The organism is Sphingomonas sp. GW822-FHT03G08 (assembly GCF_058801135.1).
In genome coordinates this window covers 3,353,125-3,367,316 of record NZ_JBXAMZ010000001.1, presented here as the reverse complement: position 1 = coordinate 3,367,316, position 14,192 = coordinate 3,353,125, and the positions used below count along the sequence as shown (strand labels likewise).

The window sequence follows — 14,192 nt, the reverse complement described above, 5'->3', positions numbered from 1 at the left end:
GCGGGATGCTCCCGTCCGGGCTTTTGGCGTGGACGGGAGACGGGCATGATCGAAGTGAAGGCGGATGCGCTCGAGGCGAGCTTCGAGGCAGTGGAACGCAGCGGGCTGCCGCCGGAGCGGCCGATGCTGGAAGGCGCGCGGCCGATCGGCGGGAGCGCGTTCGAGAGCTTCCTGCGCTCGGGCGGCGGGCTCGAGGCCAAGGCGATGAGCGGGGCGAGCGATGTCGCGGGCGGCTATGCGGTGCCCGACGAGCTCGATGCGCGGATCGATGCGACGCTGAAGGCGGTGTCGCCGATCCGGAGCATCGCCAGCGTGGTGCGGGTGGGCTCAAGCGGCTACCGCAAGCTGGTGGCGAGCGGCGGGTTCGAGAGCGGCTGGGCGGCGGAGACCGCGGCGCGCGACGAGACCGACACGCCGGTGTTCAACGAAGTCGCGCCGCCGATGGGCGACCTCTATGCCAATCCGGCGGCGAGCCAGGCGATGCTCGACGACGCGGCGTTCGATGTCGAGAGCTGGCTCAGCGACGAGATCGCGCGCGAGTTCGCGGCGGCGGAGGGTGCGGCGTTTGTCGGCGGCAATGGCGTCAACAAGCCGCGCGGCTTCCTGGCGTCGCCCAATGCGGCAACCGGCGACGGCGTGCGGGCGTTCGGGACGCTGCAATATCTGGTGAGCGGCGCGGCGGGCGGCTTCGCGGCCAATCCCGAGGAGAAGCTGATCGACCTGGTCCAGGCGCTGCGCGCGCCGTACCGCCAGGGGGCGAGCTGGGTGATGAATTCGGCGACGCTCGCCCGGGTGCGCAAGTTCCGGACGAGCGACGGCGCGCTGCTGTGGCAGCCGGGGCTGGCGGCGGGGCAGCCGGCGACCTTGCTGGGATATCCGGTGGTCGAGGCCGAGGACATGCCCGACATCGCGGCGAACAGCCTGTCGATCGCCTTCGGCAACTTCCAGGCGGGATACCTGATCGCCGAGCGCGGCGAGACGCAGATCCTGCGCGATCCCTATTCGAACAAGCCGTTCGTCCATTTCTACGCGACCAAGCGCGTCGGCGGGATGGTGAGCAATTCGGAAGCGATCAAGCTGCTGAAATTCGCGGCCTGATCCTTCCCCGGGGCCGCGCCGGGGAGGGCGGCCCCACCCCTTTCACATGCGGAGAGCGAGATGGAGTTTCCGCCTTTTCCGGGCGCGGTGATCGGTGCCGCGCGCGACGCTGCCCGCGCGCATCTGCGGATCGCGGGCGACGGCGAGGACGCGCTGATCGAGGCGCTGGCCGGTACCGCGCTGGCGCTGGCCGAGCGCTTCACCGGCACCGCGCTGATCGCGCGCGACTTCGGCGAGACCGTGGATACCAGGAACCGCTGGCAGGCGCTCGCCGCGCTGCCGGTGACCGCGATCGATGCCGGGATCGACGTGGCGATCGACATCGACACCCAGGGCGTGGGCTGGGTGCGCACGCGCGGGCGGCAGAGCGTCGCCTATCGTGCGGGGACGGCGGCGGGTTGGGGCGACCTGCCGCCGCCCATCGCGACCGGCGTGGTGCTGCTGATCGCCCACCTGTTCGACCATCGCGAGCGCGACATGGCGCCGCCGGCGGCGGTGAGCGCGCTGTGGCGGCCCTATCGCCGCGTGCGGCTGGCGGCATGAGGAACGCGGTGCGGCGGGCGATCGATCGGGTCGCCGAAGCGGTGCGCACCGCGGTGCCCGATGCGCGGGTCGAGCTGCGCGACGACGGCATCGCGATCGAGGGGCGCGGGCTGCGCGCGCGGCTGCGCTGGATCGGAGGGCTGCTCAAATGAGCGTGCAGCAAGTGCTGCAGGTGGCGCTGGTCGAGGCGCTGGCCGGGCTCGAGGTGACGGCAGTGTTCGACGCGCCGCCGGTGCGCGCCGCGCGGCCCTATGCGCTGGTCGAGGAAGCCTGGCTGACCGACTGGGGCACCAAGGACATGGCCGGGCGCGAGGGGCGGTTCGCGATCACCTTGTTCGACGCGGGCGAGCGCCCTGCCCGGTTGCGCGCGCTGGCCGGCGAAGTCGAGGACCGGATCGCGGCGATGCCCCGCGGCATCGGCCAGGGCTGGGCGATCGCCAGCCTGGTGCTGCTGCGCTCGCGGATATCCCGTGACGGGGACTCGCGCTGGCAATCGGTGAGCGAATTTCGCGTGCGGATGCTCCGCAGCGAACTCTGACAGGAGAGAGACATGGCGGCAGAAAAGGGCAGCGCGTTCCTGCTCAAGGTGGGGAACGGCGCGACGCCGGTGGTGTACGCCACCGTGGCGGGGCTGCGCACCACGCAGCTGAGCGTGAACGGCGAGATGGTGGCGATCACCAGCAAGGACAGCGGCGGGTGGCGCGAGCTGCTGTCCGGCGCGGGCGTCCGATCGGTGAGCGTATCGGGCGCCGGGGTGTTCACCGGATCGATCGCGGAAGCACGGCTCAAGGCCAATGCGCTCTCGGGCGCGATCGATGACTATCGGCTGAGCTTCGAGAGCGGCGAGACGATGACCGGGCGCTTCCTGGTGACGCGGCTCGACTATGCCGGGGATTTCAACGGCGAGCGCAGCTACACGCTGAGCCTGGAAAGCTCCGGGCCGGTGGTGTCGGCATGAGCGCGGCGGCGAACCCCGAACGGGGCGAGGCGGCACTCGTGCTGGACGGCGTCACCCATGTTCTGCGGCCGAGCTTCCAGGCGCTGGTGGCGGCGGAAGCCGAGATCGGGCCGCTGTTCGAACTGGTCGAGCGCGCGGCTTCGGGCCGGCTGGGCATTGCCGAGATTGCCGGGCTGTTCTGGCATTGCCTGCGCGAACCGCCGGCGATCGACCGGGCGGCGTTCGGCGAAGCGCTGGCGGCGGCGGGGCTCAAGGCGCTGACCCCCGCGCTGCGCATGCTGATCGGGCAGATCCTGGCCGGGCGCTGATGCGGTTCGCGGACAATGCCCGGCGACTGGCCGGCGCGGCGGGCGCGATGTTCGGATGGAAGCCGGATGATTTCTGGGCGGCAACCCCGGCCGAGCTGGGCGCGCTGCTCGATGCGATCCGCGGCGAGGCCGAGCTGCCACCCGACACCGCCATGATGACGCGGCTCAAGGAGCAATTTCCCGATGGATGAGGAAGAGATCGAGCGGCTGATCGTCAGCGTGCGTGCGGATACCCGCGCCTTTGCCCGCGATGTCGAGGAAATGCGGAGCGGGCTGGAAGGGCCGATGGGCGCCGGCGCCGAACGCGCCGGGCGGGCGATCGAAAACGCCCTGCTGCGCGCCGTACGCACCGGCAAGTTCGGCTTCGAGGATCTGAAGCGCGTCGCACTGAGCGTGATGGACGAGATCGCCCGCGCGGCACTGCGCGACGGCATCGCCTCGATCGCCGGCGGCGGCAGTGGCGGATCGGGCGATGGCGGGCTTTCCGCGCTGACCAGCCTGGTGATGTCGCTGTTCGGATCGCCGGGCCGGGCGACCGGCGGACCCGTGAGCCCCGGCCGGCCCTATTGGGTGGGCGAGCGCGGGCCGGAACTGTTCGTGCCGGCGAGCGCGGGGAGCGTCGCGGTGCCGGCGGGCGGCGGTGGGCGCGACGTGCGGGTGGCGATCACCGTGAATGCGGCTGCGGATGTGGCGCCGCGCGCGCTGGCGCAATCGAGCCGCCAGGTGGCGCGGGCGGTGCGGGCGGCGTTGGCGGGAGTGGACTAGGGCGTATCCGATAGCGATGCCGTTCGAGAGGTTCCCGCGCCATCGACAGTCGGCCGAGACTGGCCCCCGGCCTTCGCCGGGGAACCGAATATAGGACCTAAGGCGCGGTATCCTTCTCGCGCACCATGCTCCGGACGATCGCCTGCTTCTTCATCATCGAGAAGGCGTTCCCGTTTCCGGAACAAAGGCCCTCGAGGAAGCCGCGATCATTGGCGGTCAGCGCAGTGGGTGCGGCATCGTCGCCATCGGGCGTGAAGGCCGAGAGGATCGAGTTCTGGCCAGCCGCCTCGCGCAGGCGGGCGCCGCTCAGCGCGCGCATCGCGGCATAGTCGGCGGCTTGACGGAGATCGCGGTCCGCCATCGCGTCGCGATCGATCAGCACGGTCGCGCTCAATATGTCCCGTCGGGTCAATGCGGAGAGCCGGCTCGAGGTCGAGAGGCGCAGGTCAGGCGCGGAGCCCGGCGTGTAGCGCGGGCGGTCTCCGTCGCGGCTGCGCGTCTCCACTTCGATCCAGGCGCGGGCGGCCCCCGGTTCCGCGGCGATCCGGCGCAGATCGGTGAGGCTCTGGCTGTTGGCGCCCTGGGCATTGGCGTGCTTGAGCTTGCCGACCGCGGCCTTGCCGTCGGACACGAAAAGCACGAGCAGATTCGGCGTACATCCCTGATCGCCGACCCGAAGCTTCACGGAGCGCGCGATTTCACCGACGCGATCGGCGACAACCCGGTTAGCCTCGGTCGGCAGGCCGGCGACACCGACACAGACGGGATCGTAGAAGCGCGCGAACGGCGCATCGAAGGGGACGACCGGCGCGACATTCTCGACATAGCGGCGCGCGGCATCTTCCGACGACCGGCCCGAAACCACGATGTCTTCCGAGGGAACGACCTGCGACAGGGCGAGAAGCAGTTCGGCAAGCATTCGACACCTCATGGTTTGTTCGGGGCAGCTACGCGCCCGCCATCGTCAGTGGCGCAGCCAGCGGCCGCCGGGCAAGACGGACGCTCCGAAAAATGCACCATTATGCTGTAGTTGCGGGCTATTGATGGCAAGCGGAGGCATCGAACCGAGCGTCACCCGCCGCGTTGACGGCTGGCTCCAGCTTCAGGCCGGGTGATAGACGTCCCAGCATCGCTCCGGTGCGCCGAACGCCAGAGGAACCAGCGCGGAAAGCAAAGCGGCCGGCGTCGCGAAAACACAGCCCGCAGCTTGCTGCACTGCCCCGTTCCGCCGGGCCGCGCGAAGCGCATCCCGAGGCAGTTTCTCGGGCGAGAACAAGGCGAAACCGGGCTCCCACCGCTGAAGCCGCAGGGCACCATAAAATGCGGTTCCCATGCCATCGGATTGCTGGAAGACAAAGCCATCGGCACGGCCGACGACAGGGATGAGCGCCACGGTCTCGGGCCATGCGCCCCCCGACAGCTTGTAGTGATCGCCCTCGATGCGGAAGCCCAAAGTGCTGTCTCCGATGGCGTTCCGATAGCTGCCGCCGATCAACGGGAGCTGCCCCGCGCCGAACGCGAGAAGCGGCGACGACGACAAATAGATCGCACGCACCTGAGGCGAACGGAAAAGGGTGCGGAAATCCATCGGCGCAAACCTATCAGCGGGCCAGCGCCAATCCAAGCTGGCGCAAGCCCGCGATTTCGCTCCGGCACCCGCGAATGCCGGCCACCTCTGTGGAGGGGCACAACTCAAGATCGGGAGTAACAAGATGGGCTGGTGGCTCGCCGATGCGCGCCGCGGGCAGGCCGAGGGCGTGCTCTCGCGCTTCGATCCCGCGTACTGGACGGTCAATTTCCCGCGGCCGATGATGGCATCGGTCATCACCACCGCGCCCGATGCGCTGCGGGTGGACGCGGTCTTCTACCGCCAGGACGACCTGGCCGGGCTGATCTGGGAAGCCGAGGACCGGCACGACCATCCTCTGCTGCGCTACGAGACGGCACGCGACTTCCGCGCCTGCCGGCTTCGCTTTCGCTGGCGCTCGTCGGGCGTGAAGCCGCTCGATGGCGTGCACGGACCGGTGCTGACGATCGAGGGACGCGATGCCGCGGGCGCGCCGCGCGCCTGGTATGTTCGGCTGTGGAACTATGCCGAAGGGTCGGGCGAAGACGCCTTGGTCTCGATCGACTTCGCCAGCGTGCAGGGCGGCTATCTGTTGCCCGACGAGGCAGATCCGGTCTGGGCCGGCGATGTCGACCGGATGTTCGTATCACTGGTCGCGCCGGGCTATAGCGGCGCGGACGCCGATCTTGCAGTGCCGGCCGAGGGATGGGCTGAGCTGAGCGACATCGCCTGTGAGGGATCGGGCGCGGTGCTGGCGGCTGGCGACGTGATCGTGCCCGAGCATGGTCTCAGCATCGCCAACGGCTATGACGACAATTACCACCTGACGCCCGAGCGGCTGCTGCGCAACATCGTCCAGCTCGGCTGGCGCGGGACGATCCTGCACTATGTCGGGATGAGCCATTATTTCCGGCTCGAGGCGAGTTCGGGCGGCCATTATGCGAGCCTTGGCGCGACCGCGCTGAATGTCGCCTGCCGGGCCTGGCATGCCGATTTTGCGGCGCGGGCCAGGGCGCTGGGCTACGAACTAATCCTGTCGCTTTCCTATGAACTGCTCGACCAGCATTGCTGGGGCGACTGGAAGCAGCGCGCAGCGGATGGTTCGCCGGCGCTGACCGGATGGGAGCCGCCTTCGACCCTGCTCTCGCCGGCGCATGGCGGCGCGATGGCCTATCTGCAGGCGGTGGCGCGGGAGTTTGCCGGGATCGCGCAGGCGGCCGGGCTGCGCGTGCGCTTCCAGATCGGCGAGCCCTGGTGGTGGACGCTGCCCGATGGGAGCCTGTGCATCCATGATGCGGCGACGCAGGCGGCGCTGGCCGGGGCAAGCGACATCGAGGAAGCGGCCGGCGCGCTGCTGGCGGCATCGACGCTGGCGCTGCGCGATGCGGTGCGCGAGGTGGCGGCGGACGCGGAGACGCTGCTGCTGGTCTATGCACCGACCGCGCTGGTTCAGCCCAAGGCCAATGTGCCGATCGGCTGGGCCCGGCCTGCCTTCAATGTGCTGCAGCTCGAGGATTATGACTGGGCGGCGGCCGGCAATGTGGCGGCGAGCGCGCGCGGGATCGCCGCGATCGAGGCGCGGCTCGGCTATCCGGCGGAGGATCAGCATTATCTGGCAGGCTTCGTGCTGCGGCACGAGGATCGCCGGCAATGGCCCAATGTCGCGGCGGCGGCCGGACGGGCGCGGCGGCGCGGGGTGGCCCAGACCTATGTCTGGGCGCTCCCCCAGGTGCTGCGCGACGGCTTCGTGCATTTCGAAACGGAGGAAGCAATGGATGCGTTCGACGACGTGCTGTTTCCGCTCGCGCTGGGCCGCGAAGCGGAAGTGGCCCCCGAGGTCTCGACTTCGATCGTGACCAGCGCGGGCGGGCGCGAGAGGCGCAATGCCGAATGGGCGGAGGCGCGGACCCGCTATGATGTCGGGCCGGGGCTGCGCTCCGAGACGGACATCATGGAACTGCTCGCCTTTTTCCGGGCGCGGATGGGGCCGGCACGCGGCTTCCGGCTGCGCGATCCGTTCGACTGCGTGGCGGTGGACGAGCTGATCGGCTTTGGGGACGGCACCAACCAGCGCTTCCCGCTGGTGCGGACCTATGGAAGCGTGGTTCGGCGGATCACCCGGCCGGTGGCGGCGACGCTGCAGGTGATGATCGACGGCATGGAGACCGAGGACTTCGTGCTGGGGGAAGGCGGCGTGGTGACACTCGGCCTGGCGCCGGCCGAGGACGTTGCCGTGAGTGCGACCTTTATCTTCGACGTGCCGGTGCGCTTCGCCGAGGATCATCTGCGCGTGAGCCGCGCGACCTTCTAGGCCGGGGCGCTCGCCTCGGTGCCGCTGGTGGAGATCCGCGAATGAGCTGGCTGGCGGAAGCGCTCACCACGCTGGCGCTGTGCTGGCGGATCGAACGGCGCGACGGGGTGACGATCGGGCTGACCGCGCATGACCGGGACATCGAATGGGACGGGCTGGTCCACCGGGCGGCACCCGGCATGGTGCCGAGCGCGATCACGCGGGGGGCCGGGCTCGATCCGGCGAGCATGGACGTGACCGGTGCATTGACCAGCGAGGCGATCGGCGAGGCGGACCTGCTCGCCGGGCGCTGGGACGGCGCGCGGGTGGCGATCTTCGCCTGTGACTGGACCGATCCGGCCCGGCAGGTGGCGCTGGGCGAAGGGACGATCGGCGGGCTCGAGACGCGCGGCGGCGTGCTCACCGCCGAGCTGCGCGGGGCGATGGCAGCACTCGAGCGGCCCGTGGTCGAGGAGACCTCGCCCGAATGCCGGGCCGAGCTGGGCGACAAAAGATGCCGGGTGGCAATGGCGGGGCGCCGGCGCTTCGCCCGAGTGACGGCGATCGCCGACAATGTGGTGACCCTCGATACCGGGGAGCCGGTGGCCAATGGCTATGCCCAGGGGCGGCTGCGCTGGATCAGCGGCGCCAATTCGGGGCTGGAGGACGCGATCCTCGGCTCCGCCGGTACGACGCTGACCCTGCGCCGGCCGCCGCGCTTCGACGCGCCGGGACGCGTGCTGCTCGTCGAGGGGTGCGACCGGCGCCTGGCGACCTGCGCGGAGCGGTTCGGCAATGCGGTCAACTTCCGGGGCGAGCCCTATCTGCCCGGCATCGACCTGCTGACCCGCTATCCGGGCGGATGAGCGCGGTGCTTGCGCGTGCCCGCGCGATGATCGGCGTGCGCTTCCGGCCGCGGGGCCGGACACGCGAGGGGCTCGACTGTGTCGGGCTGGCGGGCTGGGCATATGGCGCCGCGATACCCGCTGGCTATGCGATGCGGAGCGACGACCGGGCACGGGTGTCCAGGGTGGCGGCGTCGCTTGGGCTGGTCATGACCGAAGCGCGGCAACCCGGCGACCTGGTACTGCTCGCGAGCGGGCCGGGGCAGCTGCACCTCGGCATCGATAGCGGGACCGGGCTGATCCATGCCGACGCGATGCTGCGCCGGGTGGTCGAGCGGCCCGACCCGCTCCCCTGGCCGGTGATCGGCCGCTGGCGAAAATCGGAGGACTGACAATGGCGACCCTGGTGCTCACCGTCGCCGGCGGACTGATCGGCGGTCCGGCGGGCGCGGCGATCGGATCGATGATCGGCAACGTCATCGACCATGAGATCCTGTTCAAGCCCAAGGGCCGCGAGGGACCCCGGCTGAGCGACCTCAAGGTGCAGACTTCCTCCTATGGCACGCAGGTCCCGAAGCTCTTCGGGACGATGCGCGTGGCCGGATCGGTGATCTGGGCGACCGACCTGGTCGAGCATCGCGACCGGCAATCGGGCGGCAAGGGGCGCCCGAGCACCACGACCTACAGCTACACCGCCAGCCTGGCGGTGGCGCTTTCGGCGCGGCCGATCCTGGGCGTGGGACGGATCTGGGCGGACGGCCAGCTGCTGCGCGGCGCCGCCGGCGACTTCAAGGCCCGCACCGGCTTCCGGCTGCACCTGGGCGGCGAGGACCAGCCCGCCGATCCGCTGATCGTGGCGGCGGAAGGTGCCGGACGGGCACCGGCGCATCGCGGTATCGCCTATGCCGTGTTCGAGGATCTCGAACTCGGCCCCTGGGGGAACCGCATCCCGTCGCTCAGCTTCGAAGTGGAGGCCGATGCGGCCCCGGTGCCGGCCGGCGACATCGCCGTGGCCCTGGGCGCGCTGAACCAGGCCGATCCGAGCGTTGCCCTGGCAGGCTTCGCCGCGCAGGGCGCGAGCCTGGCCAGCATAGTCGAAGTGCTCGGCCAGGCTGCGGGCGGCTGGTTCGGCGAGGGACCGATGCTGCACTGCGGCACCGGCGAGGCGATCACGATCGAGGACAGCGGCGTCGGCGGGCACGGGCGCGGGAACCGCAGCGTCGCCTCGGCGACCCGGGTGCCGCGCACGCTGAGCCTCAGCCATTACGACCCAGCCCGCGACTGGCAGATCGGCCTGCAGCGCGCCGGCGGTACCGGTCCAGCCAGCCGGGACATGCGAATCGAGCTGCCCGCCGCGATAGACGCCGGGACCGCGCGGACGCTGGCCGAGGCCGCGCTGCTCCGCGCGGACACAGAACGCACCCGCCGGACGGTGCATCTGGGCTGGGAAGCGCTTGCCGTCTCGCCCGGCAGCCGGGTGCGTATCGCGGGCACGCCGGGCATCTGGCGTGTCGATGGTTGGAAGTTCGAGGGCATGTCGGTGTCCCTCGACTGTGTTGCCCTGGCCCCCGAAGTCGCCCCCCTGCCGGGCAGCGGAGGCCGCGCCCTCGGCGCCGGGGACGTGGCCATCGGACGTACGATCCTGCACGCGTTCGAGCTCCCGCCGATCGACGATGCGCCCGCAACAACCCCGAGAATCGCGATTGCCGCGGCCGGCGAAGCCGAGGGATGGCGCCGGGCGGCGTTGCTGCTCAGCATCGACGGCGGCACGGCATGGCAGGAAATCGGCGGCACGCAAGGCATCGCCGTACTCGGCCGGATCCGCACGCCTCCCGGACGCGCAGCGCCGCAGATCGAGGACCGGAGAAACCATGTCGTCGTCGAACTCGCCAATCCCGCAATGCTGCTCGACCATGCGGATGACATCGCGCTCGACGCAGGAGCGAATCTCGCGATGCTGGGCGACGAACTGATCCAGTTCAGGCGCGCCGAGCGGCTCGATGCACGACAATGGCGCCTTTCCGGCCTGTGGCGCGGCCGGCGTGGCACCGAAAATGCGATCGGGAGCCAGGTCGAGAGCAACCGCTTCGTGCTGCTCGACGCCCGGACAGTCACTATGACCGACGTACCGCTAGGCGCAATCGGCACCGAGGTGCGGCTGCTGGCCGAGGGCGCGGGAGACGTAGGCGAAGCCGCACAGGCGTTCGCTGCCATCAATGGCATCTCGTTGCTGCCACTCCCTCCCGTTCAGCTCTTCGCCCGCAGGCTATCGAACGGCGGGGTCCGGCTGACCTGGGTGCGCCGCAGCCGGTCGGACTGGCGATGGGAGGACGGGCGCGACCTGGCTCCGGAGCCCGGCGGCGAGCGCTACCGCGTAACCCTGATCCCGAACAACGGCATCGGATGGACCGTGGAGACGCTGGCGCCCGAAATGACACTAGGGGCCGCCGCCATCGCAGGAGGGGCGAGAATCGAGGTGCGTCAGCTCGGCATCACCGGAACCTCCCCGCCCGCAACGCTGACCCTGCCCGATCAAGGAGAATCCGCATGACCGAGATGACCAGCCGACTCGACCTGCCGCTGCTCGACGCCGGGCAGGCGCAGAAGGAAATCCATCACAATGAAGCGCTTGTCCGGCTCGACCTGCTGGTCCAGGCGGCGGCCGAAGGGACGGACCTGAACATCGCACCGGAAACCCCCGCTCCCGGCCAGTGCTGGATCGTGGGTGGCGCGCCGGTGGGAGCCTGGTCAGGTCATGGGGGTGACGTCGCCGGCTGGACGGAGGGTGGCTGGCGCTTCGCAACTCCGCGCGAGGGCATGCGCCTCTGGCTTGGCCACGGTGCCGGATACGCCCTGTTCCGCGACGGCGAATGGCACCAGGGCGAAGCGCATGGTCGGGTTGTCGTCGAAGGGCAACAGGTGGTCGGCGCGCAAATGCCGGAAATTGCGGAACCAGAAGGCGGGACGGTGGTTGATGCGCCAGCGCGGGCCGCAATTTCTGCGGTGATCGTTGCATTGCGTGCGCATGGCCTGATCCATTCCGGCTGACTGTGACGTTCCTGCAACAGTCCCCGGATTTGTGCGCTTGCGCAGAAACTTTCGTTTCGGTACTGAGTTTTTCGCTGTCCGTAGTGACAATCATGAAAGGGGATTAAGATGCGGAAGCTTGCCGTAATTCTGGCACTTGCGACCACCGCGCTGAGCACGCCCGCCCTCGCCCGCGACGATGCGTGGTATGTGGGTGTCGAAGGCGGCGCTATGCTCGTCGAAGACATCAAGTTCGACATCGGCGCTGCCAAGGATGTCGTAACTGCGCACCACAAGGCTGGCTGGGACGCTGACGCAACCGTCGGTTACGACTTCGGTCCGTTCCGTGCGGAAGCCGAAGTTGGCTATCGCGAGGCTTCGGTCAATCGTATCGTCAGCACCGTGACGATGCCGGTTCGCACCGCTGCCGGCGCTGCCGTCAACGCCGCTCCGGGCAACTACGCCTATGCCGGTGGCCGCACTTCGGCCCTGAGCTTCATGGTGAACGGCCTGCTCGACTTCGGTGACGATGATGGCCTTCAGGGCTTCGTCGGCGCTGGTGTCGGTGTCGCGCGCGTCAAGAGCAAGCTCGCTCTGAACAGCTACCAGGACTCGCTGAACGATTCGGACACCGTGTTCGCGTGGCAGGCTCTCGCCGGCATTCGCGCTCCGCTGTCGGACTCGATCGACGTGTCGCTGAAGTATCGCTTCTTCAACAGCTCGACCACCGCGCTGGTGGATGCTTCGGGCCGCACCCTCAACGGTCGGTTCCGTTCGCACTCGATCCTCGGCGGTCTGACCTTCAACTTCGGTGCGCCGGCCCCCGAGCCGACCCCGACGCCGACGCCGGAGCCCACTCCGACGCCGACCTGGACCCCGACTCCGGAACCGACCCCGACGCCGACCGTCGTCTGCACCCCGGGACCGTACATCGTGTTCTTCGACTGGGATAAGTCGGACATCACGCCGGAAGCCGCGAGCATCCTCGACAACGCCATCAGCAACTACCAGAACTGCGGCAACGCACAGGTGATGCTGGCCGGCCACGCCGACCGCTCGGGCTCGGCCAGCTACAACGTTGGCCTGTCGCAGCGTCGCGCTGACTCGGTGAAGGCTTACCTGACCGCTCGTGGCATCGGTGCCGGTGCGATCTCGACCGAAGCATTCGGTGAGAGCAAGCCGCGCGTCGAGACTGCCGACGGCGTTCGCGAGCTGCAGAACCGCCGCGTGGAAGTCACCTACGGTCCGGGTTCGGGCTACTAAGCCAGACCGGTCCCAAGGGACTGACAGAATTGGGGAGGTCGGGAAACCGGCCTCCCTTTTTCTTTGGGCAGTTGCGCTCCGGGCATGAGCCGCACTAGCCCGATCCGGATGATCGATTCGACGATGCCGCTGTCCCTGGAGCGCGATGGCGCCGAGCATTTGCGCGCTGCGGCGCTGGCAGCACGGAACGGAATCGAGGCCGCGCTTGCCGGCCTGCCCGCCGATCGTCCCGGGTTACGCCTTCGCGAGGTAACGGACCTGCCGGACCTGCTCGAAGCGCAAGGCACGATCGGGCGAATCGCCGCTCGACGCCTCGGTCCGGATGCCCGGCCCGTGCGCGCCATCCTGTTCGACAAGAACGACCGGACCAACTGGGCCCTGGGCTGGCATCAGGATCGCACCATTGCCGTCACCGCACGCTGCGATGTGGCCGGTTTCGGCCCATGGACGATCAAGCACGGCATGCACCATGTCGCGCCACCATTCGCGTTGCTCGCCGGAATGCTGACGCTGCGCGTCCACCTGGATCCGGTACCGCTCGACAACGCCCCTTTGCTGATTGCGCCCGGATCACATCGAACCCTGGTTGCGGAGAGCGACATCGAACGGACGGTGGCAGCCTGTGGCATCCATGCCTGCCTGGCCGAGGCAGGCGATGTCTGGGCGTATGCGACGCCGATCCTTCATGCCTCGAATGCCGCCACGCGACCGAAACGCCGCCGCGTGCTGCAGATCGACTACGCCGCAACCGCGCTGCCCGGCAGGCTGGGCTGGCTGGGAATCTAGCTCGCCTCCGCCTGCAGCGCTGCCGCCAGCCACTTCGGCATCAGTGCATCGCCAAGCGATTCCACCCGACGCAATTCCACCATCAGGCCAAGATCCGGATAGGCGATACGCGTCCGGTCGCCCGGCTCGCCCAGCGGCGCGACCACAAGCCGGCGATTGACCTTGGCGCGATAATGCATGCGCGCGGTGTTCTCCTGGCCGACATAGCAGCCCTTGGTGAAGCTGACACCGCCGAGCTCGCCGGCATTGCATTCGAGCCAGAGCGTCTTGTCCTGGCCCAGTTCCTCAACGCCTTCGGTGACACCGAGGCGCAGGCGATGTCCCCGCCAACCATTCGCTTCATCACCCTCCGCCGAGCCCAGCCAGCGATGGCCGAGCGCCGCGAGGCGCGGATCGGGGACGCCCTGCCCCGCATTCGGCGACCAATGCACCCCACCCTCCACCGGCTCGATCGTTATCGGGCGGCGCAGCCGGTAGATGCTCAACCGCCGCACCAGCGCCTCGCGCTGCGTCGCTTCGCAATCGACCAGGATCGAATCACCGTCCGCCCAGAGAATGAAATCGAACAGCGCCTTGCCCTGCGGCGTCAGCAAGGCTGCCCATTGCGGCGTCTCCGGCGTGACACCCGCCATGTCCTGCGTCACCAGCCCCTGGAGGAATCCACGAACATCCTCGCCCGAAATGCGGATCAGGGCGCGGTCGGCTAGTCTGGTGCTGGTATCGGTCATGCCGAACAGGTAGG

General features: G+C 69.3%; 18 protein-coding genes. 15 read left to right on the top strand and 3 right to left on the bottom strand.

The features are described from left to right. Positions 1-45 precede the first annotated feature (45 nt). Genes AC1RJ5_RS15780 through AC1RJ5_RS15745 form a run of 8 tightly spaced genes read left to right on the top strand, consistent with a single transcriptional unit; the run spans position 46 to position 3,672 of the window. Positions 46-1,098 (top strand): phage major capsid protein, encoded by a 1,053-nt coding sequence (locus AC1RJ5_RS15780; RefSeq protein ID WP_493114279.1) that lies wholly within the window; start codon positions 46-48, stop codon positions 1,096-1,098. Positions 1,099-1,158: 60 nt separating this feature from the next. Then, positions 1,159-1,641, top strand: coding sequence for a head-tail connector protein (locus tag AC1RJ5_RS15775; RefSeq protein ID WP_493114277.1), 483 nt, complete (start codon positions 1,159-1,161; stop codon positions 1,639-1,641). Beyond that, a complete protein-coding gene (locus tag AC1RJ5_RS15770; protein ID WP_342248565.1) occupies positions 1,638-1,793 on the top strand; it encodes a hypothetical protein in 156 nt (51 codons plus the stop codon). Before AC1RJ5_RS15775 ends, AC1RJ5_RS15770 begins: the two co-directional genes overlap by 4 nt. Then, positions 1,790-2,179, top strand: a complete 390-nt coding sequence (locus AC1RJ5_RS15765; RefSeq protein WP_493114275.1) for a DUF3168 domain-containing protein — start codon at positions 1,790-1,792, stop codon at positions 2,177-2,179. Before AC1RJ5_RS15770 ends, AC1RJ5_RS15765 begins: the two co-directional genes overlap by 4 nt. Positions 2,180-2,191: 12 nt before the next feature. After that, positions 2,192-2,599, top strand: a complete 408-nt coding sequence (locus AC1RJ5_RS15760) for a phage major tail protein, TP901-1 family (protein ID WP_342248567.1) — start codon at positions 2,192-2,194, stop codon at positions 2,597-2,599. Beyond that, entirely contained in the window at positions 2,596-2,907 is a 312-nt protein-coding gene (locus tag AC1RJ5_RS15755; RefSeq protein WP_342248568.1) for a GTA-gp10 family protein, read from the top strand. The genes AC1RJ5_RS15760 and AC1RJ5_RS15755 overlap by 4 nt, the downstream gene beginning before the upstream one ends. Next, positions 2,907-3,098 carry a phage tail assembly chaperone gene (locus AC1RJ5_RS15750; RefSeq protein ID WP_342248569.1) on the top strand — a complete coding sequence of 64 codons (192 nt, stop codon included), beginning with the start codon at positions 2,907-2,909 and terminating at the stop codon, positions 3,096-3,098. Before AC1RJ5_RS15755 ends, AC1RJ5_RS15750 begins: the two co-directional genes overlap by 1 nt. After that, the gene (locus AC1RJ5_RS15745) at positions 3,091-3,672 is read left to right on the top strand and encodes a tail tape measure protein (protein WP_342248570.1); all 582 of its coding nucleotides are present in this window, start codon (positions 3,091-3,093) and stop codon (positions 3,670-3,672) included. The genes AC1RJ5_RS15750 and AC1RJ5_RS15745 overlap by 8 nt, the downstream gene beginning before the upstream one ends. Before the next feature lie 97 nt (positions 3,673-3,769). Here the strand turns inward: AC1RJ5_RS15745 and AC1RJ5_RS15740 are convergent, their stop codons facing one another. Both AC1RJ5_RS15740 and AC1RJ5_RS15735 read right to left on the bottom strand, forming a co-directional pair. Continuing rightward, positions 3,770-4,591: a hypothetical protein gene (locus AC1RJ5_RS15740; RefSeq protein ID WP_493114271.1), complete on the bottom strand. Its 822-nt coding sequence runs from the start codon at positions 4,589-4,591 to the stop codon at positions 3,770-3,772. Between the two features lie 183 nt (positions 4,592-4,774). Continuing rightward, complete coding sequence (locus AC1RJ5_RS15735) at positions 4,775-5,260, bottom strand: hypothetical protein (RefSeq protein ID WP_493114269.1); 486 nt, start codon at positions 5,258-5,260, stop codon at positions 4,775-4,777. Between the two features lie 124 nt (positions 5,261-5,384). Here AC1RJ5_RS15735 and AC1RJ5_RS15730 point away from each other — a divergent pair, with 124 nt between their 5' ends. The 7 genes from AC1RJ5_RS15730 to AC1RJ5_RS15700 all read left to right on the top strand — a co-directional run bounded on the left by AC1RJ5_RS15730 (position 5,385) and on the right by AC1RJ5_RS15700 (position 13,450). Beyond that, a complete protein-coding gene (locus AC1RJ5_RS15730) occupies positions 5,385-7,550 on the top strand; it encodes a DUF2460 domain-containing protein (RefSeq protein ID WP_493114267.1) in 2,166 nt (721 codons plus the stop codon). A gap of 41 nt (positions 7,551-7,591) precedes the next feature. Beyond that, a complete protein-coding gene (locus tag AC1RJ5_RS15725; protein WP_493114265.1) occupies positions 7,592-8,395 on the top strand; it encodes a phage/gene transfer agent baseplate hub protein in 804 nt (267 codons plus the stop codon). After that, the gene (locus AC1RJ5_RS15720; RefSeq protein WP_269573120.1) at positions 8,392-8,766 is read left to right on the top strand and encodes an NlpC/P60 family protein; all 375 of its coding nucleotides are present in this window, start codon (positions 8,392-8,394) and stop codon (positions 8,764-8,766) included. The genes AC1RJ5_RS15725 and AC1RJ5_RS15720 overlap by 4 nt, the downstream gene beginning before the upstream one ends. Before the next feature lie 2 nt (positions 8,767-8,768). Beyond that, positions 8,769-10,925 (top strand): GTA baseplate fiber-binding domain-containing protein, encoded by a 2,157-nt coding sequence (locus tag AC1RJ5_RS15715; RefSeq protein ID WP_493114263.1) that lies wholly within the window; start codon positions 8,769-8,771, stop codon positions 10,923-10,925. Next, positions 10,922-11,422: a DUF2793 domain-containing protein gene (locus AC1RJ5_RS15710; RefSeq protein WP_269573122.1), complete on the top strand. Its 501-nt coding sequence runs from the start codon at positions 10,922-10,924 to the stop codon at positions 11,420-11,422. The genes AC1RJ5_RS15715 and AC1RJ5_RS15710 overlap by 4 nt, the downstream gene beginning before the upstream one ends. A 108-nt stretch (positions 11,423-11,530) precedes the next feature. Continuing rightward, complete coding sequence (locus tag AC1RJ5_RS15705; protein ID WP_269573123.1) at positions 11,531-12,664, top strand: OmpA family protein; 1,134 nt, start codon at positions 11,531-11,533, stop codon at positions 12,662-12,664. Positions 12,665-12,772: 108 nt separating this feature from the next. Beyond that, the gene (locus AC1RJ5_RS15700; RefSeq protein ID WP_342248576.1) at positions 12,773-13,450 is read left to right on the top strand and encodes a phytanoyl-CoA dioxygenase family protein; all 678 of its coding nucleotides are present in this window, start codon (positions 12,773-12,775) and stop codon (positions 13,448-13,450) included. Here the strand turns inward: AC1RJ5_RS15700 and ygfZ are convergent. Then, on the bottom strand, positions 13,447-14,178 hold the full coding sequence (ygfZ, locus tag AC1RJ5_RS15695; protein WP_493114259.1) for a CAF17-like 4Fe-4S cluster assembly/insertion protein YgfZ: 732 nt from the start codon (positions 14,176-14,178) through the stop codon (positions 13,447-13,449). The two genes, AC1RJ5_RS15700 and ygfZ, sit on opposite strands and share 4 nt — an antisense overlap. Between the last annotated feature and the right edge of the window lie 14 nt (positions 14,179-14,192).

Excerpts from the sequence above, each read along its gene's own strand:
- AC1RJ5_RS15730 (WP_493114267.1), top strand. The coding sequence starts at position 5,385 with ATGGGCTGGTGGCTCGCCGATGCGCGCCGCGGGCAGGCCGAGGGCGTG.
- AC1RJ5_RS15700 (WP_342248576.1), top strand. The coding sequence starts at position 12,773 with ATGATCGATTCGACGATGCCGCTGTCCCTGGAGCGCGATGGCGCCGAG.
- AC1RJ5_RS15740 (WP_493114271.1), bottom strand. The coding sequence starts at position 4,591 with ATGCTTGCCGAACTGCTTCTCGCCCTGTCGCAGGTCGTTCCCTCGGAA.
- AC1RJ5_RS15750 (WP_342248569.1), top strand. The coding sequence starts at position 2,907 with ATGCGGTTCGCGGACAATGCCCGGCGACTGGCCGGCGCGGCGGGCGCG.
- ygfZ (WP_493114259.1), bottom strand. The coding sequence starts at position 14,178 with ATGACCGATACCAGCACCAGACTAGCCGACCGCGCCCTGATCCGCATT.
- AC1RJ5_RS15735 (WP_493114269.1), bottom strand. The coding sequence starts at position 5,260 with ATGGATTTCCGCACCCTTTTCCGTTCGCCTCAGGTGCGTGCGATCTAT.
- AC1RJ5_RS15725 (WP_493114265.1), top strand. The coding sequence starts at position 7,592 with ATGAGCTGGCTGGCGGAAGCGCTCACCACGCTGGCGCTGTGCTGGCGG.
- AC1RJ5_RS15755 (WP_342248568.1), top strand. The coding sequence starts at position 2,596 with ATGAGCGCGGCGGCGAACCCCGAACGGGGCGAGGCGGCACTCGTGCTG.
- AC1RJ5_RS15705 (WP_269573123.1), top strand. The coding sequence starts at position 11,531 with ATGCGGAAGCTTGCCGTAATTCTGGCACTTGCGACCACCGCGCTGAGC.
- AC1RJ5_RS15710 (WP_269573122.1), top strand. The coding sequence starts at position 10,922 with ATGACCGAGATGACCAGCCGACTCGACCTGCCGCTGCTCGACGCCGGG.
- AC1RJ5_RS15775 (WP_493114277.1), top strand. The coding sequence starts at position 1,159 with ATGGAGTTTCCGCCTTTTCCGGGCGCGGTGATCGGTGCCGCGCGCGAC.
- AC1RJ5_RS15780 (WP_493114279.1), top strand. The coding sequence starts at position 46 with ATGATCGAAGTGAAGGCGGATGCGCTCGAGGCGAGCTTCGAGGCAGTG.
- AC1RJ5_RS15765 (WP_493114275.1), top strand. The coding sequence starts at position 1,790 with ATGAGCGTGCAGCAAGTGCTGCAGGTGGCGCTGGTCGAGGCGCTGGCC.
- AC1RJ5_RS15745 (WP_342248570.1), top strand. The coding sequence starts at position 3,091 with ATGGATGAGGAAGAGATCGAGCGGCTGATCGTCAGCGTGCGTGCGGAT.
- AC1RJ5_RS15770 (WP_342248565.1), top strand. The coding sequence starts at position 1,638 with ATGAGGAACGCGGTGCGGCGGGCGATCGATCGGGTCGCCGAAGCGGTG.
- AC1RJ5_RS15715 (WP_493114263.1), top strand. The coding sequence starts at position 8,769 with ATGGCGACCCTGGTGCTCACCGTCGCCGGCGGACTGATCGGCGGTCCG.
- AC1RJ5_RS15760 (WP_342248567.1), top strand. The coding sequence starts at position 2,192 with ATGGCGGCAGAAAAGGGCAGCGCGTTCCTGCTCAAGGTGGGGAACGGC.
- AC1RJ5_RS15720 (WP_269573120.1), top strand. The coding sequence starts at position 8,392 with ATGAGCGCGGTGCTTGCGCGTGCCCGCGCGATGATCGGCGTGCGCTTC.